The organism is Bradyrhizobium genosp. P, from assembly GCF_049949265.1.
In the GTDB taxonomy this organism is placed as follows: domain Bacteria; phylum Pseudomonadota; class Alphaproteobacteria; order Rhizobiales; family Xanthobacteraceae; genus Bradyrhizobium.
This window is the reverse complement of sequence record NZ_CP188195.1, coordinates 2,075,967-2,100,130: the sequence shown is the minus strand read 5'-3', so window position 1 is coordinate 2,100,130 and position 24,164 is coordinate 2,075,967. Positions and strand designations below refer to the sequence as shown.

General features: G+C 64.7%; 21 protein-coding genes. 13 read left to right on the top strand and 8 right to left on the bottom strand.

Annotated features, from left to right (window positions below):
• Positions 1-171 precede the first annotated feature (171 nt).
• Complete coding sequence (locus tag ACP2YO_RS10285; protein ID WP_426443121.1) at positions 172-1,140, top strand: hypothetical protein; 969 nt, start codon at positions 172-174, stop codon at positions 1,138-1,140.
• Here ACP2YO_RS10285 and ACP2YO_RS10280 read toward each other — a convergent pair.
• A complete protein-coding gene (locus ACP2YO_RS10280) occupies positions 1,083-3,410 on the bottom strand; it encodes a TonB-dependent receptor (RefSeq protein WP_426440768.1) in 2,328 nt (775 codons plus the stop codon). The genes ACP2YO_RS10285 and ACP2YO_RS10280 overlap by 58 nt on opposite strands.
• A gap of 518 nt (positions 3,411-3,928) precedes the next feature.
• On the opposite strand from ACP2YO_RS10280, the gene ACP2YO_RS10275 reads away from it, so the two are divergent.
• A complete protein-coding gene (locus tag ACP2YO_RS10275) occupies positions 3,929-4,636 on the top strand; it encodes a type 1 glutamine amidotransferase (RefSeq protein ID WP_426440767.1) in 708 nt (235 codons plus the stop codon).
• On the opposite strand, the gene ACP2YO_RS10270 is transcribed toward ACP2YO_RS10275, so the two are convergent.
• The gene (locus ACP2YO_RS10270) at positions 4,637-5,515 is read right to left on the bottom strand and encodes an NmrA/HSCARG family protein (RefSeq protein WP_426440766.1); all 879 of its coding nucleotides are present in this window, start codon (positions 5,513-5,515) and stop codon (positions 4,637-4,639) included. It lies immediately after the preceding gene.
• Positions 5,516-5,631: 116 nt separating this feature from the next.
• On the opposite strand from ACP2YO_RS10270, the gene ACP2YO_RS10265 reads away from it, so the two are divergent.
• The 3 genes from ACP2YO_RS10265 (at position 5,632) to ACP2YO_RS10255 (ending at position 9,756) form a co-directional block, all read left to right on the top strand.
• A complete protein-coding gene (locus ACP2YO_RS10265) occupies positions 5,632-6,528 on the top strand; it encodes a LysR family transcriptional regulator (protein WP_426440765.1) in 897 nt (298 codons plus the stop codon).
• 166 nt (positions 6,529-6,694) lie between these two features.
• Positions 6,695-8,431 (top strand): ABC transporter permease, encoded by a 1,737-nt coding sequence (locus ACP2YO_RS10260; protein ID WP_426440764.1) that lies wholly within the window; start codon positions 6,695-6,697, stop codon positions 8,429-8,431.
• Positions 8,432-8,445: 14 nt separating this feature from the next.
• Complete coding sequence (locus tag ACP2YO_RS10255; protein ID WP_426440763.1) at positions 8,446-9,756, top strand: AAA-associated domain-containing protein; 1,311 nt, start codon at positions 8,446-8,448, stop codon at positions 9,754-9,756.
• Between the two features lie 7 nt (positions 9,757-9,763).
• Here the strand turns inward: ACP2YO_RS10255 and ACP2YO_RS10250 are convergent, their stop codons facing one another.
• Positions 9,764-10,702, bottom strand: a complete 939-nt coding sequence (locus ACP2YO_RS10250) for a LysR substrate-binding domain-containing protein (protein ID WP_426440762.1) — start codon at positions 10,700-10,702, stop codon at positions 9,764-9,766.
• Positions 10,703-10,876: 174 nt separating this feature from the next.
• Between ACP2YO_RS10250 and ACP2YO_RS10245 the strand changes: the two genes are divergently transcribed.
• From ACP2YO_RS10245 to ACP2YO_RS10225, 5 genes are all read left to right on the top strand, one after another.
• Entirely contained in the window at positions 10,877-11,860 is a 984-nt protein-coding gene (locus tag ACP2YO_RS10245; RefSeq protein WP_426440761.1) for a hydroxyacid dehydrogenase, read from the top strand.
• Positions 11,861-11,921: 61 nt separating this feature from the next.
• Positions 11,922-13,250 (top strand): MFS transporter, encoded by a 1,329-nt coding sequence (locus ACP2YO_RS10240; RefSeq protein WP_426440760.1) that lies wholly within the window; start codon positions 11,922-11,924, stop codon positions 13,248-13,250.
• Between the two features lie 29 nt (positions 13,251-13,279).
• On the top strand, positions 13,280-14,620 hold the full coding sequence (locus tag ACP2YO_RS10235; protein WP_426440759.1) for an MFS transporter: 1,341 nt from the start codon (positions 13,280-13,282) through the stop codon (positions 14,618-14,620).
• 11 nt (positions 14,621-14,631) lie between these two features.
• Entirely contained in the window at positions 14,632-15,660 is a 1,029-nt protein-coding gene (locus ACP2YO_RS10230) for an amidohydrolase family protein (RefSeq protein ID WP_426440758.1), read from the top strand.
• A 34-nt stretch (positions 15,661-15,694) separates the two neighbouring features.
• A complete protein-coding gene (locus ACP2YO_RS10225; RefSeq protein WP_426440757.1) occupies positions 15,695-16,369 on the top strand; it encodes an RraA family protein in 675 nt (224 codons plus the stop codon).
• Between the two features lie 99 nt (positions 16,370-16,468).
• Here ACP2YO_RS10225 and ACP2YO_RS10220 read toward each other — a convergent pair whose 3' ends face one another.
• The 3 genes from ACP2YO_RS10220 to ACP2YO_RS10210 form a co-directional block, all read right to left on the bottom strand.
• Positions 16,469-16,990, bottom strand: coding sequence for a hypothetical protein (locus ACP2YO_RS10220; RefSeq protein WP_426440756.1), 522 nt, complete (start codon positions 16,988-16,990; stop codon positions 16,469-16,471).
• A gap of 232 nt (positions 16,991-17,222) precedes the next feature.
• Positions 17,223-17,867 carry a PRC-barrel domain-containing protein gene (locus tag ACP2YO_RS10215; RefSeq protein WP_426440755.1) on the bottom strand — a complete coding sequence of 215 codons (645 nt, stop codon included), beginning with the start codon at positions 17,865-17,867 and terminating at the stop codon, positions 17,223-17,225.
• A gap of 118 nt (positions 17,868-17,985) precedes the next feature.
• The gene (locus ACP2YO_RS10210; RefSeq protein ID WP_426440754.1) at positions 17,986-18,891 is read right to left on the bottom strand and encodes a LysR family transcriptional regulator; all 906 of its coding nucleotides are present in this window, start codon (positions 18,889-18,891) and stop codon (positions 17,986-17,988) included.
• 96 nt (positions 18,892-18,987) lie between these two features.
• Between ACP2YO_RS10210 and ACP2YO_RS10205 the strand changes: the two genes are divergently transcribed.
• Complete coding sequence (locus ACP2YO_RS10205; RefSeq protein ID WP_426440753.1) at positions 18,988-20,412, top strand: aldehyde dehydrogenase family protein; 1,425 nt, start codon at positions 18,988-18,990, stop codon at positions 20,410-20,412.
• Positions 20,413-20,576: 164 nt separating this feature from the next.
• On the opposite strand, the gene ACP2YO_RS10200 is transcribed toward ACP2YO_RS10205, so the two are convergent.
• Positions 20,577-21,725, bottom strand: coding sequence for an L-dopachrome tautomerase-related protein (locus tag ACP2YO_RS10200; RefSeq protein WP_426440752.1), 1,149 nt, complete (start codon positions 21,723-21,725; stop codon positions 20,577-20,579).
• Positions 21,726-22,061: 336 nt separating this feature from the next.
• Between ACP2YO_RS10200 and ACP2YO_RS10195 the strand changes: the two genes are divergently transcribed.
• Both ACP2YO_RS10195 and ACP2YO_RS10190 read left to right on the top strand, forming a co-directional pair.
• Positions 22,062-22,376 (top strand): hypothetical protein, encoded by a 315-nt coding sequence (locus ACP2YO_RS10195; protein ID WP_426440751.1) that lies wholly within the window; start codon positions 22,062-22,064, stop codon positions 22,374-22,376.
• Between the two features lie 130 nt (positions 22,377-22,506).
• Entirely contained in the window at positions 22,507-22,704 is a 198-nt protein-coding gene (locus tag ACP2YO_RS10190; protein ID WP_426440750.1) for a hypothetical protein, read from the top strand.
• 86 nt (positions 22,705-22,790) lie between these two features.
• Here ACP2YO_RS10190 and ACP2YO_RS10185 read toward each other — a convergent pair whose 3' ends face one another.
• A complete protein-coding gene (locus ACP2YO_RS10185; protein ID WP_426440749.1) occupies positions 22,791-24,131 on the bottom strand; it encodes an MFS transporter in 1,341 nt (446 codons plus the stop codon).
• Positions 24,132-24,164: the final 33 nt, after the last annotated feature.

Genomic DNA, 24,164 nt, shown 5'->3' with positions numbered 1-24,164 from the left:
CCTACCGGCAGAGCTTCAACTCCGGTCGCAATCCCGAAGTGTGACGCACTTTGGGGCGCCTGGCGTCCACGAGGCCGCCCACACGCATATTTTAGTCGTGATTCCCTGCTTTCTGTGACAGAATTAATACGGCGGAATGTCATTTCGGTTACGCGGAGAGGATTAATGAGCATGGAATGGCGGGCACGGCCGGTTGCGCTGGCCTGGTCTAATCCGGTGGCCCGTTGGTGGGGTCTCTTGACCCTCGTCAGCAGTGCCAACATCGCGGTCTGGTTCGTGATGTATCGTCAGCTCCAGGAGCAGACCGGCGGCGGCCTGAGCAGCACCTCCGGCATCGGCCTGATGCTGCTGCTGTGCGCCGCCTATGTGTTCGGCTGCGCCTTCCGCTCGGTGCTGCCGCGGGCGGATGTCCAGCGCATCTGCCTGTTCGACACCTGGCTGTCGAGCGTCGCCGTCGGCCGCACCGTTGCCACCGTCGCCGAGGTCGCCTTCGCGACGCAGTGGGCGCTCATCCTGCATCAACTCGGCACCATGACAGGCGCCGAGACCACCGTGACCATCGCCTGGCTGATCGTGCCGCTGATCCTGATCGCGGAATGCTTCTCCTGGTATGCGGTGCTGACCACCCATTATCTCGGCAACGCGATCGAGAACTCGATCTGGGCCGTCGTCTTCTTCCTGATCGGGATCGGCCTTTGCCGGCTGCTGCCGGAGTTTCAGGGTCCGGTGCGCTGGGCCTTCGTCGTCACCATTGTCGGGATCGCGGGCTATCTGGCGTTCCTGATGACCGTCGACGTCCCTATGTATCTGAACCGCTGGCGCGCCGAGCTTGCTGCCGGCAGTACGCTGCTCCACCCGCTCCAAGGCCTGCGCGACGTCAGCACGCGCTGGGTCGTGACGCACGACATCGCCGAGTGGAAGGAAGAGATCGCCTGGATGTCGCTGTATTTCAGCATGGCAGTGTGGTCGAGTCTCGCGCTCTGCATCTGCTATTCGCTCGAGGATCAGCTGCCGCGCTACCGCACCGAGCCGGTCGCCGCGATCAGCTCGACCGATGCGGTGGCCGCCGGTGCTGCTGACGGTCAGAAGTCGACCGTCATCGAAAGCCACAATGTCCGCGGCATGCCGCTGATCAAGTAACCCGTCGGGTTGGCGATCCAGTAGCGCTTGTCCGCGATGTTGGTAAGGCTGGCGCGGAACGTGGTCGGCCGGCCCCCAAGCGTGGTCGCATAGCGCGCGCCGATATCGAAGGTCGTCCAGCCCGGCACGCTCTGGACATTGTCGGCGCTGGCATAGGCCCTGCCGGTAGTGATGGTGCGCGCGGTCGCCGTGAGCCCGGGCAGGAACGGCGTGTCCCACTCCACACCCAGATTGCCCTGCAGATCGGGCGCACCGACGGCGCGGTTGCCATCATTGACTTGCCCCGCGGTCCTGGTGAGCCTGGCGTCGAGGAAGGTCACGCCGCCGAGCACGCGGACGCCCGGCGCCACTTCGCCGAACGTGTTCAGTTCGATGCCACGGTTTCGCTGCTCGCCGTCGAGGCTGTAGATCTTGGTGATCGGATCGATCAGTCCGCTCGGCATGCTGATCTGGAACGCGGCAAGGCTGGCGCCGAACCGGCCGAGGTCGAGCTTGGTGCCGACCTCATATTGCCTGGTCTTGAACGGCGCAAACACGGCATTGGTGTTCGCGGCGCCGGACAGCGGCGTCGGTCCGGGGGTGAGGCCTTCGATGTAGTTCGCATAAAGCGAGAGCTGCTGGATCGGCCGGAGCACCAGCGCGACCGACGGCGACGTCGCGCCCTGGTCGTAATGCGCCGTGGTCAGGCCGCTGACGGAATCGAAGCTGCTCGACACCACCTGCTGCTGCCGCGCACCGACGATCAGCTGCATGAGACCGCCCATCATCGTGACGGTGTCGGCGACGCCGACACTCCTTAGCTCGAGCGCGCCGGCCTTGCCTTCCGGGAAGGCCGACACCGGTGCACCCGGGCTCGCCAGCAAGGTCGGGGTGTAGATGTTGGTCAGGTAGCTTCCATAGTTGATTTGACCGAGCCGGTCGGTCCGCTGCAGCGCGCTGCCGCTGACCACGACCTCATGGCCGATCGCGCCGGTGTCGAAGCGCGCGCGGATGCCGGCCTCGCCCGACACCGTATCCGACTTGCCGATCTGGTAGCGCGAGGTCGACTGCGCGTTGCCGGTGCTGTCGAGGATGGTCGCGCCCGGCACCTCCTGCTTGTCGTAGCCGAAATGATTGCTGCCGATCGCACCGAACAGCGTGACGTTGGACGACAGGTCGTATTCAGCGCGGGTCAGGCCGGTGATGCTCCGCGCGCTGGCATAGTCGAACGGTTGGGCGAGATTGATCCTGGGGTCGGGCGCGACAGGAACAGCGATGCCCGGCACCGGCGTATAGCCGCGCGCCGCCGCCTTCATCCAGTCGTTCTGGTAGATGATGTCGGCCGACCATCGGAAGCGGCCGCCGCGGTAGTCGACCCCGAGCGATCCGACGCCGTCGCGCACGGATTGCCGGTCGATCGTCGTATTGCCGCCGTCGACCGCGCCGTTGAAGCGGACGCCCCACTCCTTCTGCTCGCCATAGCGCCGCGCCAGATCGATCGCGGTGCCGAAGCGCCCGTCGGACAGATAGCCTGCGGTCAGACGGGTCAGCGGATCGTCTTCGGCGCGTTTGGTCACAACATTGACGCTGCCGCCGATCGAGCCCTGGGGCGCCATGCCGTTGAGGAAGGCCCCCGGCCCCTTCAGCAGCTCGATCCGCTCGATTGGCGCCGGGTTGACGCGATAGGCAGGAACCAGCCCGTAGAGCCCGTTCAGCGTGATCTCGCTGTTCTCGACGCGGAAGCCGCGAATGGTCAGCGCGTCGTAGCGGTTGCTGCTTCCGATCGCCGCACGCACCGACGGGTCGCTGTTGGTCAGGACCTCGGCGACGCTGGTGGCCTGCTGGTCGCGGATGGTCTGCTCGGTGTAGCTCGTGAGGCTGAACGGCGTCGCCATGGTGTCGCGGTTGCCGAGCAGGCCGAGCCGGGCGCCGCGCGCGACCTGTCCGCCGGCGTAGCCCGGCGGCAACGCGGCCTGCCGCGCGCCCGCGGACGGCGACACGGCCGTTGTCGCGGCGGTGTTGTGCTCGGCCGCGCCTTGCGCCGGTGCGTTGCGTGATGCCGCCGGCCGCCTGCGCCGCTCGACGGCGGCGGCGCTCCGGCGCTGCGCCGGCGATACGACGACAGCCGGCAGCGTCTGGCCGGCGTCGGACCGAGGTTGCGACCTGCTGTCCGGTGAGGTCGAGGACGAAGGCGTCGCCTGTTGCGCGACGGAAGCGCCCGCCATCAATAGAACCGACATACAGGCAACAGACAATGTCGCCACAACGCGCGGCGTATTCGAATCGTTCAAGACAGTCTCCCCCAGCAGATATCGGCGACATCGTCCCGATCAGCGCGAGACTCGCATCGCCAATGTCGCCGACGGAGTTAGGCAGGCCGCGCCGGTGCCGCCACTAGAAGGCCTCTAACGGGCCATCGCTGACACGAAGCGCATTTTTCCTGTCCAGAGATCTCGACAGATTCCAATTTGTCGGCATCCCGAATGCTGCTATCGGGCGTGCTTTTTTTCATCGACACGGCGTTGCACGCCAAGGCGCCAGCGCCCGCGTGAAAAACGCGAATTTGCCGATCTCAGCGGCTTCATTCGGATCCGTGGCACTGCTCCGCGCATGACCCGATCGCCGACGACGGTCGCGCGCAGTGACAGATTCGGTGCGACAAGAAAACGCAGCGGCCACAGGGCCTCGATCGCTCGCCCCGAAAGCGAAGCAGCCGCGCACGCCGCCTCTCCGGCTGCGCGACTTGAGGCGGATCGCCATTTCGCGGTAAGACTCGGCCAGTCCCATATTCGGTTCGCACACACTCTCCATGCCACGCATCACCATTCTCGAAACCGGTCTCGTTGGTCCAAAGTACCGCGAGCGTCACGGAACCTATCCGCAAATGTTCGCGCGGATGATCGCCGCCGCTGATACGTCGATCTCCACCGACGTCGTCAGCGGGATCAACGGCGGCCCGCTTCCTGACCCCGCAGCGCTGGATGCGATCCTGATCACCGGTTCTCCCGCCGGCGTCTATGACGATGTCGACTGGATCGCGCCGCTCGAGGATTTCGTGCGCACCGCCCACGACAGCAACATCCCGATGGCCGGGGTCTGCTTCGGCCATCAATTGATCGCGCAGGCGCTCGGCGGCACGGTGCGCAAGTCGGACAAGGGCTGGGGCCTCGGGCGTCACGTCTATCGGCTGGCGCCGGACAACGGGCTGATCGAGGGTGAGACGATCGCGGTGGCCTGTTCGCATCAGGACCAGGTGATCACGCCGCCGGCCTCGGCGCGCACCATCATGTCGTCGGAGTTCACGCCGCATGCCGGGCTGCTCTACGCCAACGGCACGACGATGTCGGTGCAGCCGCATCCCGAGTTCAGCGCTGATTACGCCGACGCGCTGTGCGATTTGCGGCGCGGCCGCGCGCCGGACGAAGTGGTCGAAGCCGCGAAGGCGTCGCTCGCCGAGCCGCTGGACCACGCCAGGCTCGGCGGCGTGATCGCGCGTTTTCTCGCAGGACGCGACTAGCTAGCCCTTCATCCACTGCGCAGCCGCGTCCCTGGCGAAGTCGCGATAAGAGCGCGGCGCACGGCCGAGTAATTTCGTCAGGCGCGCGATGTCATCAGCCGTCGCGACGGCACCATCCGACTGGTAACGGCCGATCATCAGACGCAGGTCGAGCGCGTGCCAGGCCGGCATGGTCGCCTTGAGGCGGCTCTCCATGGTCACGAGGTCATCGCCGCCATAGCGGATCGCGCGGCCGAGCGCCTCGCTCCAGATCGCAGCGATGGCCTCGCCGGTCAGGCTGTCCGGCCCGACCAGCGCATAGGTCTCGCGTCCCAGCGGCGCAGCCGCGCGCTCACGGCGCAGCAGCTCGATCGCCGCAGCGTCGCCGATATCGCGGATATCGACCATCGAGACGCCCTTGCCGCCGATCGGCATGCCGTAGGCGCCGAACTTCAGCAGTGGATCCTTCAGCCTGATATCGTTCTGGATGAAATAGGCCGGACGCAGGATGGTGGCCGGAAGATCGAGCGCTTCGATCATCCGCTCGACCGTATACTTGCCGGCGAAGTGCGGCACGTCGGCATAGGCCTCGCCCTTGAGCACCGAGAGATAGACGATGCCCTTGACGCCGGCCTCGCGCGCCACCGTGAGCGTGAGCATGGCCTGGGTCAATTCATCGGCGACGTTGGGGACCAGCAGGAACAAGGTGCTGACGCCGTCGAGCGCCGCGCGCACCGAATCCAGGTCGGCAAGATCGCCGCGAACCGGCGTCACATTGGCGGGAAACTGCGCGTTGCCGGGCGAACGCGTCAGCGCGCGGACCTCGACGCCGTGGCCGGCGAGGTGATTGAGCACCTGCATCCCGATGGTGCCCGTGCTGCCAGTAACCAGAATTGCCATCTCGAATACTCCTCTTTGCGGGCAGACCGTCTGCCCTTGAGGAGAAACTATCTGTTCCAATTCATCTGAGTAGATGCCATTGTTTGGACAATCCGTCTCAAATATGGAACAGTGGTATGGACCTGCAGGCCCTCGCCGACTTCAATCTGGTGGCTGTTCATGGCGGGTTCGGCCGCGCCAGCCGCGCCTCCGGCCGGGCCAAGGCGACGTTGTCGCGCCGGGTCGCCGAGCTCGAACAAAGCCTCGGCATCCGACTGATCGAGCGCGGGTCACAAAACCTTCGGCTCACCGACGAGGGTCGTGCGCTCCATGAGCGCACCGGCGGCCCGTTGTCGGAAATAGCAGAAGCCGGCGAGGCCGTGGTGCTGGGCGTGTCGACCCCGCGCGGCCGGCTGCGGGTCAGCGCGCCGCTGGTGCTCGCGCATGTCGCGCTTGGCCGGATCGGCGCGCGCTTTGCGCTGGCCTATCCCGATGTCCAGCTTGAAATCGTCGCGGAGGATCGCGTGGCCGACCCCGTCGAGGACGGCTACGATCTCGTGATCCGGATTAACCCGTCGCCGGACGAACATCTCGTCGGCCGCCGGTTCCTGAACGATGAGTTGCTGGTCGTCGCGCATCCGTCGCTGCGGCGGCCGAAACCTGCGCACGACACGGACGATTTTTCGGTGAGTGCGGTGCTGATGACGACGACACCTGCCGATGTCGTCTGGCGCTTCCGTCGCAAAGGAGAGGATGAGATCGTGCTGACGCCGAAGCCGATCCTGCGCCTGTCATCGCTGCTGATGATCCGCGATGCGGCGCTGGCCGGCGCAGGCGCGGCGCTACTGCCCAAGCTGCTCGTCGACGACGACATCGCGGCAGGCCGGCTGGCCTGTTGGGGTACCAAGTGCGGACCGCCGATCGAGATCTGGGCGCTGCAGAGCTCGCGCCGCCTCGTCGGGGCAAAGGTCCGTGCCTTCCTCGATATCGTCGAGAAGGCGTTTCCGGAACGGGTGTTTGTCCCGCCGGAATGAGTGCCCGAATTCCGTCGCCCCGGTTATTGTTGCCGGCCTGAAGCAATGGAGGCGCGGACGGCTATTATTCAACTACCCGGTTGTCGCAAATCCTGCCTATAAGCCGATCGGGGCCGGCCTCGAAGGCCACATCCACGCCAAGTTTCTGCCCGCCCAAGGTGGCCTTATGACCTTTCAGGACGTTCGCAGCGCCGTATGGGGACCCGTTTCCCTGCGGCCCAATTTCTGGGACCTCGCGGCGCTGCTGCTGCTGGTCGGCGCGATGGTGCTCGTCGTTTATGGCGGCGCGCAGACCGCGGTGCCGCTGTCCGAGCTCGAGCGCAGCCCGGTGTCGCTCGATCCGGCCAACCTGCCGTATTACGCGCTCAGAACGACGATGCGGATGCTGCTGGCGATCGTCTGCTCGACGATCTTCACGTTCATCTACGCCACCATCGCGGCCAAGAGCCGGCGCGCCGAGATGGTGCTGATCCCGATGCTCGACATCCTGCAATCGGTGCCGATCCTCGGCTTCCTGTCCTTCACTGTCGTGTTCTTCATGAACCTGTTTCCCGGCCGGGTACTGGGCGCCGAGTTCGCCTGCGTGTTCGCGATCTTCACGAGCCAGGCCTGGAACATGACCTTCAGCATGTACCAGTCGCTGCGCAACGTGCCGAAGGATCTCGACGAAGCGACCGCGAGCTTTCATCTCTCGGGCTGGCAGCGGTTCTGGCGGCTCGACGTTCCCTTCGCGATGCCGGGCCTGATCTGGAACGCGATGATGTCGATGTCAGGCGGCTGGTTCTTCGTGGTGGCGTCGGAGGCGATCACCGTCGGCAACACCACGGTCACCCTCCCGGGCGTCGGCGCCTATGTCGCAACCGCGATCGATCAGAAGAACCTGCCCGCGATCGGCTACGCGCTCCTCACCATGTTGATCGTCATCATCGCCTACGACCAGTTGCTGTTTCGCCCGATCGTCGCCTGGGCCGATAAATTCCGCTTCGAGCAGACCGCCTCCGGCGAAGCTCCGACCTCGTGGATGCTGGATCTGTTCCGGCGCACGCGCGCGCTGCGCGCTTTGACCTATCCGCTGGCCATGGCCAACAAGGCGATCTCGACGCAGCGCATGATGTGGCCCGCGATGCTGCGGCCCGGCGCCGGGCGCGGCCAGCCCTCGCGCATCGTCGATGGTGTCTGGATTGCGCTGATCGTCGCTGCGGCAGGCTATGCGGCCTGGATCGCCTATCAATATCTGTCGGCGACGCTCGGCCTGTCGGACCTCGTCAGCGCCTTCGGTTACGGGCTGATCACGCTGCTGCGCGTCGTCGTCCTGATTGCGCTGGCGACACTGATCTGGGTGCCGGTCGGCGTCTGGATCGGGTTGCGGCCGAAACTCGCCGAGCGGATCCAGCCGCTGGCGCAATTCCTCGCGGCCTTTCCAGCCAACCTCGCCTTTCCGGTCTTCGTCGTCCTGATCGTGCGCTTCCAGCTCGATCCGAACATCTGGCTCAGCCCGCTGATGATCCTTGGCACGCAATGGTACATCCTGTTCAACGTGATCGCGGGTGCTGCGGCCTTTCCGACCGACCTGCGCGAGGCGGCCGACAGTCTTCACCTCGGAGGATGGCGATGGTGGGCGAAAGTGGTGCTGCCCGGCATCTTCCCCTATTACATCACCGGCGCGATCACCGCCTCGGGCGGATCGTGGAACGCCGCGATCGTCGCCGAGGTCGCGAGCTGGGGCGACACCCATCTGGTCGCCACCGGTCTCGGCGCCTACATCGCGCGCGCGACCGAAGCCGGCGATTTTCCCAGGGTCGTGCTCGGCATCGTCGTAATGTGCATCCTGGTCACGCTGTTTAACCGCCTGCTGTGGCGGCCGCTCTACGCCTTTGGCGAGCGCCGTCTTCGCCTCGGCTGATCGAGAGGAACCCGATGCTCGACCAATCCACGCATGCCGCCCTGATCGACATCCGCAGCGTCTGCCGCTCGTTTCCGAAGGGCAGCGGCGAGCAATTGCTGGTGCTCGAAAATGTCGACCTCACGATCCATGCCGGCGAGATCGTCGGCCTGCTCGGCCGTTCCGGATCGGGCAAGTCGACCTTGCTGCGCATCATCGCAGGGCTCGTCGCGCCGTCGTCGGGCGCCGCCACCTGCCGCGGCGAGGCGATCGCCGGGCCGCCGAACGGCGTCGCCATGGTGTTCCAGTCGTTCGCGCTGTTCCCCTGGCTGACGGTGCTTCAGAATGTCGAGCTCGGACTGGAGGCGCTCGGCGTCGACGCCACCGAGCGGCGCAAGCGCGCGCTCGCGGCGATCGACCTGATCGGCCTCGACGGTTTCGAATCCGCCTATCCCAAGGAATTGTCCGGCGGCATGCGCCAACGCGTCGGCTTTGCACGGGCGCTGGTCGTGCACCCTGATCTGTTGCTGATGGACGAACCGTTCTCAGCACTCGACGTGCTGACCGCCGAGACGCTGCGCACCGACCTGATCGACCTCTGGATCGAAGGCCGGCTGCCGATCAAGTCGGTGCTGATGGTGACGCACAACATCGAGGAGGCCGTCCTGATGTGCGATCGCGTCCTGGTGTTCTCGTCGAATCCCGGACGCGTCGCCGCTGAGTTCAAGATCGACATCAAGCATCCGCGCAACCGGCTGGATCCGACGTTCCGCCAGCTCGTAGAACAGCTCTATGCCCGCATGACCCAGCGCGAAGAGCCGAAGACGCCCTCGGTCGGGGGAATCCCGGGCTCCGGTGTCGGCATGGTGCTCGATCACGTCTCGTCCAACGTGCTGTCAGGCCTGATCGAGACGCTGGCCGGACCGCCCTATGGCGGACATGCCGATCTGCCGGTGCTGGCGAGCCAGCTTCAGCTCGAGACCGACGAGATCCTGCATCTCGGCGAGACGCTGCAGCTGCTGCGCTTTGCCCAGCTCAGCGAAGGCGACGTGGTGCTGACCGACGCCGGCGTGCGCTTTGCGCATCTCGACACCGACGCGCGCAAGAAGCTGTTCGCCGAGCACCTCATCAACTATGTGCCGGTGATCGGGCTGATCCGCCGCGTGCTCGACGAGCGGCCCTCGCACATGGCGCCCGCCGCGCGCTTCCGCAACGAGCTTGAGGACTACATGTCCGAGGATTATGCGGACGAAACGCTCAAGACCATCGTGTCCTGGGGCCGCTACGCCGAGCTGTTCGCCTATGACGAACAGTCCGAGACATTCAGCCTGGAGAACCCGGGCTGAAGCGGGATCAGCGGCCGGCAGCAGCGACATCAGGGGTCAGCGGCCGCATCATCCGCGACGAGGCCTGCAGCGCGCATTCGAGGAAACGACGCGGCAACAGCGAGGCGTTGCTCGTGCGCATCGCCACCAGCATCCGGCTTTCGGCATCCGGCGTATCCAGCGGCTTGGCGACCACGTTGGCAACACCCGCGTCCTGATAGCAGGACGGCAGAATCGCAATCCCGAGCCCCGCGGCAACCAGGCTCAGCACGGTGCGAAGCTCATGTGCCTCCTGCGCGACGCGCGGCGCAAAACCGGCGCGCCGGCACAGCATCGCGGCCTGGTCGCCGACGCCGCAGCCGCTGTCGGCCATTCCGACGAATTCATGCTCCGCGAGATCGGCCATTTTCAGTTGGCCCTGCATGCCCGCCAGCGGATGATCCAGCGGCAGGAACACCATCAGCCGGTCGCGCCAGACGACATGGACCTGCAGATCGGCCGCCGGCCTGAAATCGAGCGGCGGCCGCATGATCGCGACGTCGAGCTCGGCGTCGGCGATCGCCCGGAGCTGTTTTGCGGTCGACATGTGCCGCAGCTCGATCTTCACCCGCGGATAGCTCGAGCGAAAGCTGCGGAACAGCTCGGCGAACATGTCGAGCATCGGCACCGAGCCGGTGAAGCCGACGCGCACCACACCGGCCTCGCCGCGGGCCGCACGACGTACCGTCTCCGAGGCGAGGTCGAGCTCGCCGACCGCGCGCCGCGCATGGTCCAGCAGCAATTGGCCGGCCTGGGTGAGTTCCACCTTGCGCCGCGTCCGCGCCAGCAGCTGCGTCCCCAGTTCGTCTTCCATCGCCTTGATCTGCGTGCTCAGCGGCGGCTGGCTGATATGAAGGCGTTTGGCGGCGCGGCTGAAGCTGAGTTCTTCGGCCACCGCGATGAAGTAACGAAGCTGCCTGTAATCCATCGCTTATTCCGATTCCCTATAAGTGAGAGGTCAACAAGGTATTTGACCTCACCGGGCCGTTTCCCGATCTTGGCGCGAAACTGGGATTGCTCCAAGGGAAGAAGAAGCGGAGAGCGGCGAAAAATGCGTCTGAAACGGACAATACGGCGCAACGTGCGCGGCGGGCGGTAAGCGATGTCCCATCCGTTCCGCGTCCTCGTCACCGGCGACAGCCTGGCGCCCGAAGCCGTCAAGATCCTGAGCGACATCGGCGCCAACGTCGTGCTGATGCAGGGAACCGTCACCCCTGAGCGCATCGCCGAAGAGATGGCAAATGCTGCGACGCAAGCGGTCCTGATGCGTGGCAACCCGGTGATGTCAGCCGATGTCATGGCGACCAATCCTCACTTGCGCGTGATCGCCAAGCACGGCGCCGGCATCGACAGCGTCGATCTCGATGCCGCAACCCACCAGCGGGTGCTGGTGATGGTGGCGGGCGACGCCAACGCGCCCGCGGTTGCCGAGCACACGATTGCGCTGATCCTCGCGCTCGGCCGTGACATCGTCGGCCTGAACGCGCGAACCCATTCCGGCGCCTGGGTCCGCGCCAGCTATCGCGGCCGCGAAATCCGTGGCCGCACCATCGGCCTGATCGGATTCGGACGCATCGCCCGCCATGTCGCGCGCGCCGCAAGCGCGCTCGGCATGAATGTGGTGGCGCTCGGCCGCGACAAGGGCCGCGTCGATCCGGCGCTGGCGGCGGAAGCCAGCGACCTCGAGAGCCTGCTCGCTGCCTCCGATATCGTCAGCCTGCACGCGCCGCTCACCGAAGCGACGCGCCGCATGATCAACGCCACGCGCCTCGGCGCCATGAAGCAGGACTCCATCCTGATCAACACCGCGCGCGGCGCGCTGGTCGACGAGGACGCCCTGCTGGCGGCGCTCCAGAGCGGGCATCTGGCCGGCGCCGGCCTTGATACGTTGGCGGAAGAACCGCCGGCGAAAGACCGGCCGATCCTGCAGGCGCCCAATCTGATCGTGACGCCGCACATCGCCGCCCAAACCGGCGCGGCGATCACACGGATGGGCATCGAGGCGGCGCGCAACATCGCCGCGGTTTTGACCGGCTCCGGTATCGACCGCGCCAACGTCGTGAATCCAGCGGCGCTCGATCCATAGTGAGCGCCATCCAAGCTGCATAACAACAACAAGACGCCGCGATCACCAGGGGGAGACGACAATGACATTGGGATGGTTGTCCAAGCTGTCCGCCGTCGAGCGCAAGACCTTCTTCGCCGCCTTTGGCGGGCTTGCGCTGGACTCGATGGACACCACGATCTACGCGCTGGTCACGCCGGCGCTGATCGCAACCCTCGGCCTGACGCGCCCGGACGCCGGAATCCTCGCCTCGAGTTCGCTGATCGGCACCGCGATCGGCGGCTGGATCGCCGGAATTGCCGCCGACAAGTTCGGCCGGGTGCGCGTGCTTCAGTTCACGATCCTGCTGGTCGCGCTCTCGACCTTCGCCGCCGCCTTCGCCGATGGCTTCTGGTATCTGCTGGTCGCCCGCGCCATCCAGGGCATGGGCTATGGCGGCGAGGCCGCGGTCGGCGCCGTGCTGGTTGCCGAGGTCGTCACGGCCAGCATGCGCGGTCGCGTCGCGGCTGCGATCCAGAGCGGATACGCCATCGGCAACGCATTGTCGGTGGCGCTGTTTCCGGTGATCTTCGGCTGGCTGTCACAAGACATGGCCTGGCGCGTGTTCTTCGCCGTCGGCGTCCTGCCGGCCATCCTCGTCTTCTTCGTCCGCCGCTTCGTGCCGGAGTCCGCGATCTATGTCGAGCAGGAAAAGGCGCGAACCGCCGGAGCCGCGACGAACGGCTTCTGGACCATCTTCACCGGCGAGCACCTGTTCAAGACTCTCGTCGCCACGTTCTTCACCACAGGCACGCTGGGCGCGGCCTATGTGATGATCACCTGGCTGCCAACCTATTTGCAGACCGGGCTGCATCTGCCGGTCGCGCACGCCGCCGGCTATCTCGGGGTCAACATCTTCGGATCGTTCGTCGGACCGATCGCGTTCGGCCTGCTCGCCGACCGCATCGGCCGCCGCAAGAGCTTCATGCTGTTCCTGATCTGCCAGGCGCTGAATGTCGCTGCCTACACGCAATTGCCGATCGGTCAGGGCGTCACCATCGTTCTCGGCTTTTTCCTCGGCGCGTTGCAGGCGGGTTTGGCCTCGGGCCTGATGCCCACCTTCGCCGAGCTATTTCCGACCAGCATCCGCGCCAACGGCGCCGGCTTCGCCTTGAGCGCGGGCCGCGGCCTCGGCTCGATCGTGCCGGCGACCGTCGGCATTCTCTCCACCCATATCCATCTCGGCGACGCCATGGCGCTCTGCGCGATCTGCGGCTACACGGCGGCGTTTGGCGCTGCTTTGATGCTGCCGGAGCAGCAGGGCATCGACCTGCGCACGATGGCCACAGAGCCATCGCCGAACGAAGCCGCGCCGCCTGTTCGCGAGATCGGGCGGCCCGAGACCATCCGAAATGGCGTCGCGACACAATGAACGCCATCGGAATCAACGGGAGGATATCAATGACCGTTTCTTCTGTGAGCGAGTTGGAGCGAGAAACCATCCGCCGCGTCTATTGGCGGCTGATCCCGATCCTGTTCGCAATGATGTTCTTCAACTATCTCGACCGCATCAATCTCGGCTATGCCGGATTGACAATGAACAGGGATCTCGGCCTCAGCCCCGCGATCTTCGGCTTCGCGGCCAGCATCTTCTTCCTCGGCTACATGGTGCTCGAGATCCCCAGCAATCTGATGCTGCATTGGCTCGGCGCGCGGATTTGGCTGGCGCGCATCCTGATCAGCTGGGGTCTCGTCGCAACGCTGACCGCCTTCGTCTGGAATCCGCTCAGCCTTTACGTGATGCGGTTCGGCCTTGGCGTGGCCGAAGCCGGATTCATGCCCGGCGTGGTGCTCTATCTGACCTACTGGTTCCCGTCGCGCTATCGCGCACGCGCCGTCGCCGGCTACATCATCGCCGGCTCGTTCTCGGCGGTGCTCGGCGGGCCGATCTCGACCAGCGTCATGACCTGGTCCGACGGCGCCGGCGGCCTGCATGGCTGGCAATGGATGTTCATCGGTGAGGGCGTTCCGACAGTTCTGCTAGGCCTCTTCGCGCTCTACTATCTGACCGACCGCCCGGCCAAGGCGGCCTGGCTGACCAAGGCACAGGCTGACTGGCTGGAACGTGAACTGGCGGACGAGCGGGCCGTCATCGAACAGCAGGGACAGCACAGGTTGATCGACTGCGTCCTCGATATCAGGGTCTGGCTGCTCGCGACCTTGTTCGGCTGCGCGCTGGTCGGCATTTACGGCCTGCTGCTGTGGCTGCCGCAGATCATCAAGGGCATGGGTAATCTCAGCAATATCGAGGTCGGTTTTCTCTCGGCGATCCCACCACTGCTCGGAGTCGTCGGCACCATCGTGGTCAGCCGCAGCTCCGACCGGACCGGCGATCGCAAATTTCATCTCGCCGGCGTTTATCTGCTCGCCGCCATCGGCGTGCTGGCGAGCGCCTGGGTGCAGAGTCCGGTGCTGGCCTTTGTCTTCTTGTGCGTGGCCGGCTTCGGCATCAACTCCGGCAATCCACTGTTCTGGAGCATCAACGCCTCGCTGATGACGGGCGCCGCGGGAGCTGCCGCGATCGCCACGGTCAACACGCTGGCGCAGTTCGGCGGCCTGATCGGCCCCTGGTGCATCGGCCTGATCAAGGACTCCACCGGCAGCTTCTCGTGGGCGCTGGTGGGGATCGCCGGTTTCCTGGTCGTCGCATCCGCGATCGCCGCCACCATGCGCGTCAAACCGCGTGAGACGGACCTGACGGGGACCATGCCGTCAACCATCGCGCACTCATCCACCTCGTGAGGACAAAAGCCATGATCATCGATTGTCACGGTCACTACACCACCGAGCCGCCCAAGCTGCACGCGTTCCGTGACAGGCAGCTTGCAGCACTCGCCGACAAGTCCCGCCGTCCGCTCACCACCAATCTCGGCATCACCGACGACGAGATCCGCGCGAGTGTCGAGGGTGCGCAGCTCAGATTGCAGAAGGAACGCGGCACCGACGTCACGATCTTTTCGCCGCGCGCCGCCGGCATGGCGCATCATGTCGGCAAGGAAGCAACCAGCGTCGAATGGACGAAAATCTGCAACGATCTCGTGCATCGTGTCTGCACGCTGTTTCCCAGCAATTTCGTTCCGGTCTGCCAGCTCCCGCAAAGCCCCGGCGTGCGGCCGGACAATTGCATTGTGGAGCTGGCGCGCTGCGTCAACGAGCTCGGCTTCGTCGGCTGCAATCTCAATCCGGATCCCGCCGGCGGCTACTGGTGCGATCCGCCGCTGACCGATGAATGGTGGTTTCCACTCTATGAGAAGATGGTCGAGCTCGACGTGCCGGCGATGGTCCATGTCTCCTCGTCCTGCAATCCCTGCTTCCATGGCACCGGCGCGCACTATCTCAACGGTGACACCACCGCCTTCATGCAGTTCCTGACATCTGATCTGTTCAAGCGCTTCCCGACCCTGCGCTTCATCATCCCGCATGGCGGCGGCGCGGTGCCCTATCACTGGGGCCGCTACCGCGGCCTGGCGCAGGACATGAAGCTGCCGCCGCTGTCGGAGCACCTGCTGAACAACGTCTTCTTCGACACCTGCGTCTATCATCTGCCCGGCATCGAGCTGCTGGCCAAGGTGATTCCGGTCGAGAACATCCTGTTTGCGTCGGAGATGGTCGGCGCGGTCCGCGGCATCGATCCGGAAACCGGCCATCACTTCGACGACACCCGCCGCTACATCGACGCGCTGTCGAGCCTGAGCGCTGATGACAAGGCGAAGATCTTTGAGGGCAATGCCCGCCGCGTCTATCCTCGCCTGAACGCCCATCTCGACTGCCGCGCGAATTGAACGATCGCGCTCAAACGGAACCCGGAGAAAACCGATGGCCATAGGATTTGCAATTCACGAGGCGAAGCGGAAAGTCTCGTCCGACCTGGTCGCGCGCTACCGCACGTTGCCGGTCGCCAACATCAGCGACGTGATGTCGCGCATCGCGGGCACCAACCGGCTTCGTCCGATGCACGCGGGCGGCTGGCTCGGCGGCCCAGCGCTGACCGTCAAGACGCGGCCGGGCGACAATCTGATGGTGCACAAGGCGATCGATCTCGCCCAGCCGGGCGACGCGATCGTTGTCGACGCCGGCGGCGTCCTGGTCAACGCCATCATCGGCGAGATCATGTCGACGCTCGCCGAGAAGAAAGGCGTCGCCGGCTTCGTGATCGACGGCTCGATCCGTGACGCCGGCGCGATCCGTGCCGGCTCGTTCCCGGTGTTCGCCGCCGGCGTCGCGCATCGCGGCCCCTACAAGGACGGTCCCGGCGAGATCAATTGCGCCATCTCGATCGACGGCATGATCGTCGAGCCCGGCGACCTCATCGTGGCCGATGACGACGGCGTGCTGTGCGTGCCCTATGACGAGGCCGCAGAGATCTGCAAGCTGACCGAGGCGAAGAAGGCGAGCGAGGAGAAAGCCATCCAGCAGATCCTCGCCGGCACCCCCGATCGCCGCTGGGTCGACGAGACGCTGCAGCGGCTCGGTTGCGAATTCAAGGAGTGACGTGAGGCGGCGCCGGCGGCCGCCTGCCTGATCGTCTCGACCGCGACGCGCGACCGCTAGGCTGCGCCGGGCCAGCGTCCGCCATCGACCGGTTGTTAGTTAGCGGCCGTAGAATAGCGGAGACTGGCCGGGCAGCAGCGGCGCATTGATTTCGGTATCCATGCGCTCCGAATTCGGCTGCGCGAAGCTAGCTCCGAACGACAGGCTGATATTCGACGTCGGCCGGAATTCGAGACCCGCCCGTGCGGCGTAGCCGGCGGGCACGCTGGAGCTTGAGCTGAACGGCGCAGCTGGGCCGCCGGCGCCGGGAGGATTATACTTCAAGCTATCGAAGCCGGCGAAGAACGTGACCGGCGATCCGCCGACACCTTTGAAATTGTAGCCGTACTGAACGCCTTGATAGCTCAGCGAACCGAATGCTCCGGCCTGGCTGAGACCACTCAGACCGAGGCTGCCGCCTTCGCTGCCGACGAACCAGCCGGTCGGCAGATTGCTGCTCAGATACGAGAAGCCTCCGCCGCCTTGCGCGTTGCCTTGCGTGTTTCCTTGCGTGTTTCCTTGGGTGTTGCTGCCGTCAAAGGCTGGGAAGCTTCCGTAACTGTCGGCACCCTGCCCGGTCATCGCACTGCCGCCGAAGCCGAACATTCCGCCCGGGAGCCAGTATTGTACGGGGCCAGCCTGGGAGAGGGCATTTTGCCCGCTCAGACAGAGCGCCGCCAATACCAGTGCGGGACCGACTTTAGCTAAGAGACTGGGCATCCGGGCAACCATCAATGTTGCCGAATTATAAGCTCCAGTCGACAAAAACGCCAGACGGTCCCTCCGTTTCCGGAAGGCCTCCCGGCCCGCGTCATCAGGTCTTGCCGCTGTTCCAGCGCCCGGTGTATTTGAACTCCGGTGCATTCTTGAGCTGATCGGCCGACGCGTTCATGGTTGCGTGCCATTTCTTGTCGCCGTCATTGTAGCTCACCTTCACCGCGGACGGATCGACCGCTACATAGTGCTCGCCGATCCCGAGGAAGCCGCCGACCGAGACGATGTAGGCGGCCTCGCGGCCGCTCGGATTAAGCGCGATGTCCTTGACCGTTCCGATGTCCTTGTTGTCGTTGTTGTAGATGTCGAGCCCGACGACTTTGGAGCTCAGATCGTCGCGCGCGGGAACGTTGACAAAGCTGGAGCCGTTGTTTGCAGCATTCGCGTTCATCCGGTCGTGACCAGTCGAATTTCCGGTGGTATCTCCGATCGCGGTCACTTCCGAGAACTGATCGGGGCTGATCGACATCACGACCGGGTTGCCGTTCTCGTCCTTGGCCCGAACCACGAAGGACGACGGCGCCACGCGAATGTCGGTGTAGCCGGACTTGCGCAGCATCTGAGTGAGGTTGCTTCTCAGGTTCGGCGGACTGGCCTGGTTATTCGTCTCGGCGGCCCAGGCTGCCGTGCTGACAATCGCAAGCGCGGCGATCGCCGCACCCGCAAGCAATGTGTTTGAGCGCATCGTTCTTACTCCCTTCAATGACGTCTCGATGTTGATTCAACGAGCCGTCGGAGCGGGAGTTGCATGAAGTTTTGATTAGCTTGTGCCGCGCTGGAAAGCAGCAACCGTTCGGGCAATCTCAGTCCGCGGCGTGGCGACGCCGCTGCTGTATCAGGTCGATGAAGGCGCGCAAGCCTGCCGGCACGTGGCGGCGGCCGGGATAATAGAGGCAAACTCCAGGGAATGGCGGGGTCCACTCGGCCAGCAGCTGAACCAGACGCCCGTCGCGCAGATCGTCGGCGACGTCCCACGCCGACATGTACGCAAGGCCATATCCTGCCAGGGCCGCCTCGCGGATCAGGCTGGCGTCGTCGAGGGTGAGCCGGCCGGAAACGTCCACCATGAGCTGCTCGCCGGCCTTCTCGAACTCCCATCGATAGACCGCGCCGCTGGACAGACGCATGCGGATGCAATCGTGCTCGGCCAGATCGAGCGGCGTGATCGGGAGCGCTCGCTCTGCGAGGTACGCGGGAGAGCCGACGATGACGAGGCGCTCCTCTCGCCCGAGCGGAACGGAGATCATGTCGGCGGGCAGCTGCTCGGCGAGGCGGAAGCCGGCGTCAAATCCCTCCCGGACGATGTCGATCAGTCTGCCTTCGGTGACGATCTCGACCGACATCTCGGGGTAGCGGTTCAGATATTCGAAGACGATCGGCCGCAGGATCCGCCGCGCCGCCCCCAACGCACTGTTCAGCCGCAGAACGCCAGCCGGGGTGGAGCGGTGCTGGTTGACCGCGTCGGCCGCGTCCCTGATCGCGGTCAACGCCGGCGCGACTTCGGCCACGAATTGCTCCCCGGCCGGCGTCGGCGAGACGCTGCGCGTCGTCCGGTTGAACAGGCGCACGCCCAGGCGCGCCTCCAGTTCCGCGATGGCCTGGCTCAAGGCCGTGCTGGAAAGCCCCAGCTCGGCGGCGGCGGCGCGAAAACTCCGGCGCCGCGCGACCGCCACCGCGGCCTCGAGCTCGATCAGTCGTCCTCGGCTCATTATCCTGGTTTTCGGATCAATTCATCCGGATTAATGGCACTAATCCGGGCCAATCGCCAGCGCTATCTCTGCCGGACAACCAGCGGAGACATCAAAATGCGCGTCATCGAGCAGATTTATATCGACGGTAAGTTCGTCGAGCCCCACGGTCACGAGCTGTTCGACCTGCACAATCCTGCGACCGGCGAGGTGATCGGCCAAGTGCGCCTCGGCGACGCCGAAGACGTCAACGCCGCGGTCGCAGCCGCCAAGCGCGCCCTGCCGGCGATGGCGCGCCGCAGTAAGGCCGAACGGCTTAAGATGCTGGAGGCGCTGCACGCCGCAATGCGCGCGCATGTTGACGAGCTGCGCGAGGCCGTGCTGGAGGAGTACGGCGCCCCGATCTCGCGCTCGAGCTGGATGGCCGATTATGCCGCCGGCTCGTTCCTGAGTGCCGCGCAAACGCTCGCCGAATATCCGCTGGAGCGCGAGATCGGCTCGGCTCGCGTCGTGATGGAGCCGGTCGGAGTCGTCGGGCTGATCACGCCCTGGAATTCGAACGCCGGCTTCATCTGCAACAAGCTCGCTTACGCCATCGCCGCGGGCTGCACGGCGGTGATCAAGCCGAGCGAGATGAGCGCGATGCAGACGGAGGTGGTGCAGCGAGCCCTGCATGAGGCCGGCCTGCCCGCCGGGGTCTATAACGTCGTCAACGGGCGCGGTGCCGATGTCGGCGCGGCGATCACCGCACATCCTGATGTCGCCAAGATCTCCTTCACCGGCTCGACAGCCGTGGGCAAGGCGATCGTGCGCGCGAGCGCGGACAGCCTGAAGCGGGTGACGCTCGAGCTCGGCGGCAAGTCGCCGACCATCATTCTTGATGACGCTGATTTCGACGCGGTGATCCCAGGCGTGATCGAGGCCGGCTTCATGAATTCGGGCCAGGCCTGCGTGGCCGGGACGCGCGTGCTGGTGTCCGAGCGCCGTCGCGCCGAATTCGAAGCGCGCCTGAAGTCCGCGATCGAGGCGCGGGTGAAGGTCGGCGATCCCCGCGATCCCGCCACCACCGTCGGACCGATGGTGAGCCAGACGCAATGGGAGCGCGTCCAGCGCTACATCCGCCTCGGCCGCGAAGAAGGCGCGCGCCTCTTGACCGGCGGCGAAGGCCGGCCCGAGGGACTCGGCGGCTATTTCGTGCGCCCAACCGTGTTCGCGGATGTCAACAACGACATGAGAATCGCGCGCGAGGAGATTTTCGGGCCGGTGCTTGCGATCCTGACCTATCGCGACGAGGACGACGCGGTCGTCATCGCCAACGACACCAGCTATGGCCTCTCGGCCTATGTCTTCGGCGATCAGGCGCGCGCAGAGCGGATCGCCGCACGCCTCGACAGCGGCCGCGTCGTGATCAACGGCGCCGCCCACGAACCGCTGGCGCCGTTCGGCGGGACGAAACAATCCGGCCTCGGCCGCGAGAACGGCACCTTCGGGCTGGAGGCCTATTTGGAGCCGAAGACGTTGCTCGGCGCGAGCGCTGCGTGATGCGATCCGCGCGTCGGTTCTGCGCCGACGCGCGCGATCTAAAGCATGATCCGGAAAAGTGCGAAGCGGTTTTCCCTCGCGCCAAACGCGGAGCGTTTACGCGGAGATCATGCTCAAACAAGAAGCTAAAGCGCGATGACGATTCAACCCGATCTCATCGCGCTTTAGCGGCGACGTTCCGGAAGCCTCACTCTGAAAATGGTAAACGGCCCCGAACGCGGCAGATTGTTCTTGAAGGCAACTTCCCACAAATGCGAATCGGCAATGTAGAGATAGCCTTGGCTGATCGCAAAACCATCAGCCCACGAAAGCTTACCGGGATCGCGAACGAAGACCTTGGTCGTCAAGGTACGGCTCGGCGTTCGCGTGATGGCGACGACGCTGCCTTGCTCCAGATCGCCCGCATAGAGCGTGCCATGCTTGTCCATCTCCAGGCCGCCGCTCAACACCGAGCTGCCGAGATATTCGACCTTTTTGGCAAGCTCGGCGTCGCTGAGCTTTTCGTCACGCAGCGCCGAGGTGGGTACGCGCCAGTAATTATGGTCGGTCAAGGGACGGTAATAGAGCCACTGGGAATCCGGCGATAGCGCGATGCCGTCGGCGTGGATTGCAACCACCGTGCCATCCGGGCGCAAGGCGGGCTCCTTGCCGATCATCAGATGCTGCTTGGCATCCGCAAATGTGGAGCGATCGCCGATCAGGACTTGCCGCGCCTTGCCGGTCTTCAAGTCAAGCACGACCAGGCTGCCCTTGTTTCCGATGTTGGTCAGATAGGCAAAATGATGGACCACATCGACGCGCACGTCGTTGAGCGAGTCCTTCGCTGAAACGATGCCGCTGAAGTCGTACTGCCGGACGATCCTGTTGGTGGCGAGATCGAATTCGACCAGCTTCGGCGGCAGACGCTCCTGATCGACTTTAGACAATGAGGAGTCGAGCGCCCAAAGGTGATCCTTGCCGTCGACCCATAGGGCCTGCACCGAGATCCATTGCGCATTGCTCTTGCCCTGCTCGTCGAACTTGTTCCAGGCGGCATCAGGATATGGCTTCAGCTCGCCCGTCCTCGGGTTGACCTCGACCATGCTGTAGGCCGATCGAACCTGGCCCGCCGGCGCAGTCGCGAACACGCGGCCTTCTGCCGAGACGCCGATGCCGACCAGCCGGAAATCATCCTGGAACGCTTTCACCGTTTCGAGGGCAGGTCCGACCTTGGTCGTGCCCTCCGGGCCTGCGCCGTAGGCCGCCATCGGCGACAGGACAAGGCCAAGCAAGATGACCTTCTGCAGCATTGCCTTGACCATTACCTTGGACAATGAGACCTCCCCTTCGAAGCGCATCCTGCGCCGCATTGACAACTTCACACCCCAACCAAGCGTTCCGCCGCGGAACAGCTGAGCGCGCAAGCGTGATGCTGAGCCAGTTCAAGGGAGGTCGGGCAGATCGCGCAGGCTTATACCGGTGCCGAATCTGCCTATGTCGAGCGTGTGTTGCGGAAGACGATCAAGTAGAAACGTCCGTTGTCGGCTCATCATCGAAGGCAGCGCCGATCGCTGCAACGTCGGAGCGAGTTGGATCGCCATTAAACCTGCGTAATGCGCCGAACCCGCTGCCAACTCGTCACCTCCAACAGATCTAAGGAGGTGATATTCATGAAATTCGTTTCTGCTCTTGTTGGCCTCGCGGCACTTGGTGGGGTCGCTCTATCCGGCGCGCCCGCATCCGCGGCACCGATCGATGTGCCGGTCTCGGCGACCGGAATGGTCATACCGGCCGGTTACGTCTGCAACCAATGGGGCCATTGCTGGCACCGCCATTACTGGCACCGCTACTCCTACGGTGGAGGCTACTACCACCCGCATTATTGGGGTGGTTACGGCTGGCATCGCCATGGCGGCTGGCATCGTCACTGGGGCTATGCCGGCGGCTACGGCTGGCACCACTGGCACCACTGGCATCAGTGGTAAGTACGGAGAGAGGGGCTTCGGCCCCTCTCCATTCCTCGATGAATGCAAGAGTAATGCAAGTGTGAAAGCATCGTTACCGCGAACGCCCGCGAAGTTGGTTGGAGCGGCAATCGGCGCAGTGGCGGTCGTTATGTCCACCTTCAGCGCGTCTGCGGCGATCGTGTGCCAGGGCCAAACCTGCTGGCATACGCTTGGCGCGTATGACTTTCCGCACGAAGCGGGTGTCGTCGTTCATGAAGACAATTGGCATTGGGGGCCGCACGAAAAATTTGCATTCCGTGAACACGAGGGCTGCGGCTACTGGCGCGGCGGCAAATGGGTGGTTTGATAACCCGGCTTACGCCACCCATCACCGGAGGCCGCCGTTGGGCGACCTGTTTGTTTTACGGTGGCTCGTTTACGGTGACCCGCTTCCTACGGCTCTCGGTTGGCGCCGACGCCGAGCGGGCCGATCTTGGTGCCGGAAACGGCATCCATGCCCTCAGCCGTAATGGGCTGATCGACGATGAACAAATAACATCCTGCCGAGACCGCGCCGATCAAGGCGCCGACGACGAGCGCCGGGACGAACGAGCCCGTCTTCTGCACGATCAGACCGGTCACGGTCGGCGCCAGCGCGCCGCCAAGATAGCCGCCGAAATTCTGCACCGCGCCGATCGAGGCTGTGCAATTGGTCGGGACGGCGACCGAACTCAGGGCCCAGGCGCAGGTGCTGGTCACATAGACGAGAAACAGCGAGACCGAGATGAAGGCGATCGCCAGCGCATTGCTGCTGACGTAGGCCGCGGCCACGGTGCAAGCAGCCGTTCCGAGCAGTGCGATCGCGGCCGGGTAGCGGCGGCTCCTGAGCGGCTCGACCCCGCGGCGGACCAGCATGTCGGCGATGTATCCGCCGAGCACGCCACCGACAACACCGCAGGCAAACGGGATCGCCGCCGCCCATCCGGTGTATTTCACGCTCATGTGACGTTCGATCTCAAGATAGCCCGGCAGCCAGGCCGTGTAGATCCAGGTCAGATAGATGCAGCCGAAATAGCCGAAGATCATGCCCCAGGTGGTGCGAAACCGAAACAGCAGCGACCAGTCGCGAAACGTGACCTTGGTGCGCTGGCCGGGCGGATCGCCTTGCGTCCGATAGCCGTTTTCCTCAGCCGTGAGCGCGACATTGTCGGGATTGCGATAAAGCAAATACCAGCAGACGGCAACGATCAGGCCGGCGGCGCCCATGATCACGAACATCACGCGCCAGCCGAACGAGAGCATGAGGTATGTCAGCAGCGGCACGGCGATTGCGGTACCGAGCGATGACGCACAGTTGAAGACGCCGGTCGCAAGGCCACGGTCGCGCTGATTGAACCAATCCCGCACCACCCGCGCGCCGGTCGGAAATTGCGGTGCCTCGCCAATCCCAAGCAGGACCCGAGCTCCGAAGAATTGGCCAAAATTCTGCACCAGGCCGCCAAGGAGCTGCGCCAGCGACCACAGGCTGAGACCCATCGTCAAAAGAAGGCGTGGCCCCAGCCTGTCGACCATCGCGCCGGTCGGGAGCTGCGAGAAGGCATAAGCCCAGAGGAATGCCGAGAGCAGATAACCCATATCCGCGATCGACAATCCGAGTTCCTCGCGGATCAGCGGATTGGCGACCGCCAGGGTCGCCCGATCGATGTAATTGACGACTCCGGCAACGACCAGAAGAGCCAAAGCGACACGCTGAATCGATTTGAGACGTGGCGTCGCCAGTTCCGTTCCCGACATGATTCCTCACCAGTTGTTTTGCAAAACAGTATC

Coding starts and splice junctions, on each gene's coding strand:
- ACP2YO_RS10285 (WP_426443121.1), top strand. CDS start 172: ATGGAATGGCGGGCACGGCCGGTTGCGCTGGCCTGGTCTAATCCGGTG.
- ACP2YO_RS10275 (WP_426440767.1), top strand. CDS start 3,929: ATGCCACGCATCACCATTCTCGAAACCGGTCTCGTTGGTCCAAAGTAC.
- ACP2YO_RS10270 (WP_426440766.1), bottom strand. CDS start 5,515: ATGGCAATTCTGGTTACTGGCAGCACGGGCACCATCGGGATGCAGGTG.
- ACP2YO_RS10265 (WP_426440765.1), top strand. CDS start 5,632: ATGGACCTGCAGGCCCTCGCCGACTTCAATCTGGTGGCTGTTCATGGC.
- ACP2YO_RS10260 (WP_426440764.1), top strand. CDS start 6,695: ATGACCTTTCAGGACGTTCGCAGCGCCGTATGGGGACCCGTTTCCCTG.
- ACP2YO_RS10255 (WP_426440763.1), top strand. CDS start 8,446: ATGCTCGACCAATCCACGCATGCCGCCCTGATCGACATCCGCAGCGTC.
- ACP2YO_RS10250 (WP_426440762.1), bottom strand. CDS start 10,702: ATGGATTACAGGCAGCTTCGTTACTTCATCGCGGTGGCCGAAGAACTC.
- ACP2YO_RS10245 (WP_426440761.1), top strand. CDS start 10,877: ATGTCCCATCCGTTCCGCGTCCTCGTCACCGGCGACAGCCTGGCGCCC.
- ACP2YO_RS10240 (WP_426440760.1), top strand. CDS start 11,922: ATGACATTGGGATGGTTGTCCAAGCTGTCCGCCGTCGAGCGCAAGACC.
- ACP2YO_RS10235 (WP_426440759.1), top strand. CDS start 13,280: ATGACCGTTTCTTCTGTGAGCGAGTTGGAGCGAGAAACCATCCGCCGC.
- ACP2YO_RS10230 (WP_426440758.1), top strand. CDS start 14,632: ATGATCATCGATTGTCACGGTCACTACACCACCGAGCCGCCCAAGCTG.
- ACP2YO_RS10225 (WP_426440757.1), top strand. CDS start 15,695: ATGGCCATAGGATTTGCAATTCACGAGGCGAAGCGGAAAGTCTCGTCC.
- ACP2YO_RS10220 (WP_426440756.1), bottom strand. CDS start 16,990: ATGACCGGGCAGGGTGCCGACAGTTACGGAAGCTTCCCAGCCTTTGAC.
- ACP2YO_RS10215 (WP_426440755.1), bottom strand. CDS start 17,867: ATGCGCTCAAACACATTGCTTGCGGGTGCGGCGATCGCCGCGCTTGCG.
- ACP2YO_RS10210 (WP_426440754.1), bottom strand. CDS start 18,891: ATGAGCCGAGGACGACTGATCGAGCTCGAGGCCGCGGTGGCGGTCGCG.
- ACP2YO_RS10205 (WP_426440753.1), top strand. CDS start 18,988: ATGCGCGTCATCGAGCAGATTTATATCGACGGTAAGTTCGTCGAGCCC.
- ACP2YO_RS10195 (WP_426440751.1), top strand. CDS start 22,062: ATGAAATTCGTTTCTGCTCTTGTTGGCCTCGCGGCACTTGGTGGGGTC.
- ACP2YO_RS10190 (WP_426440750.1), top strand. CDS start 22,507: ATGTCCACCTTCAGCGCGTCTGCGGCGATCGTGTGCCAGGGCCAAACC.
- ACP2YO_RS10185 (WP_426440749.1), bottom strand. CDS start 24,131: ATGTCGGGAACGGAACTGGCGACGCCACGTCTCAAATCGATTCAGCGT.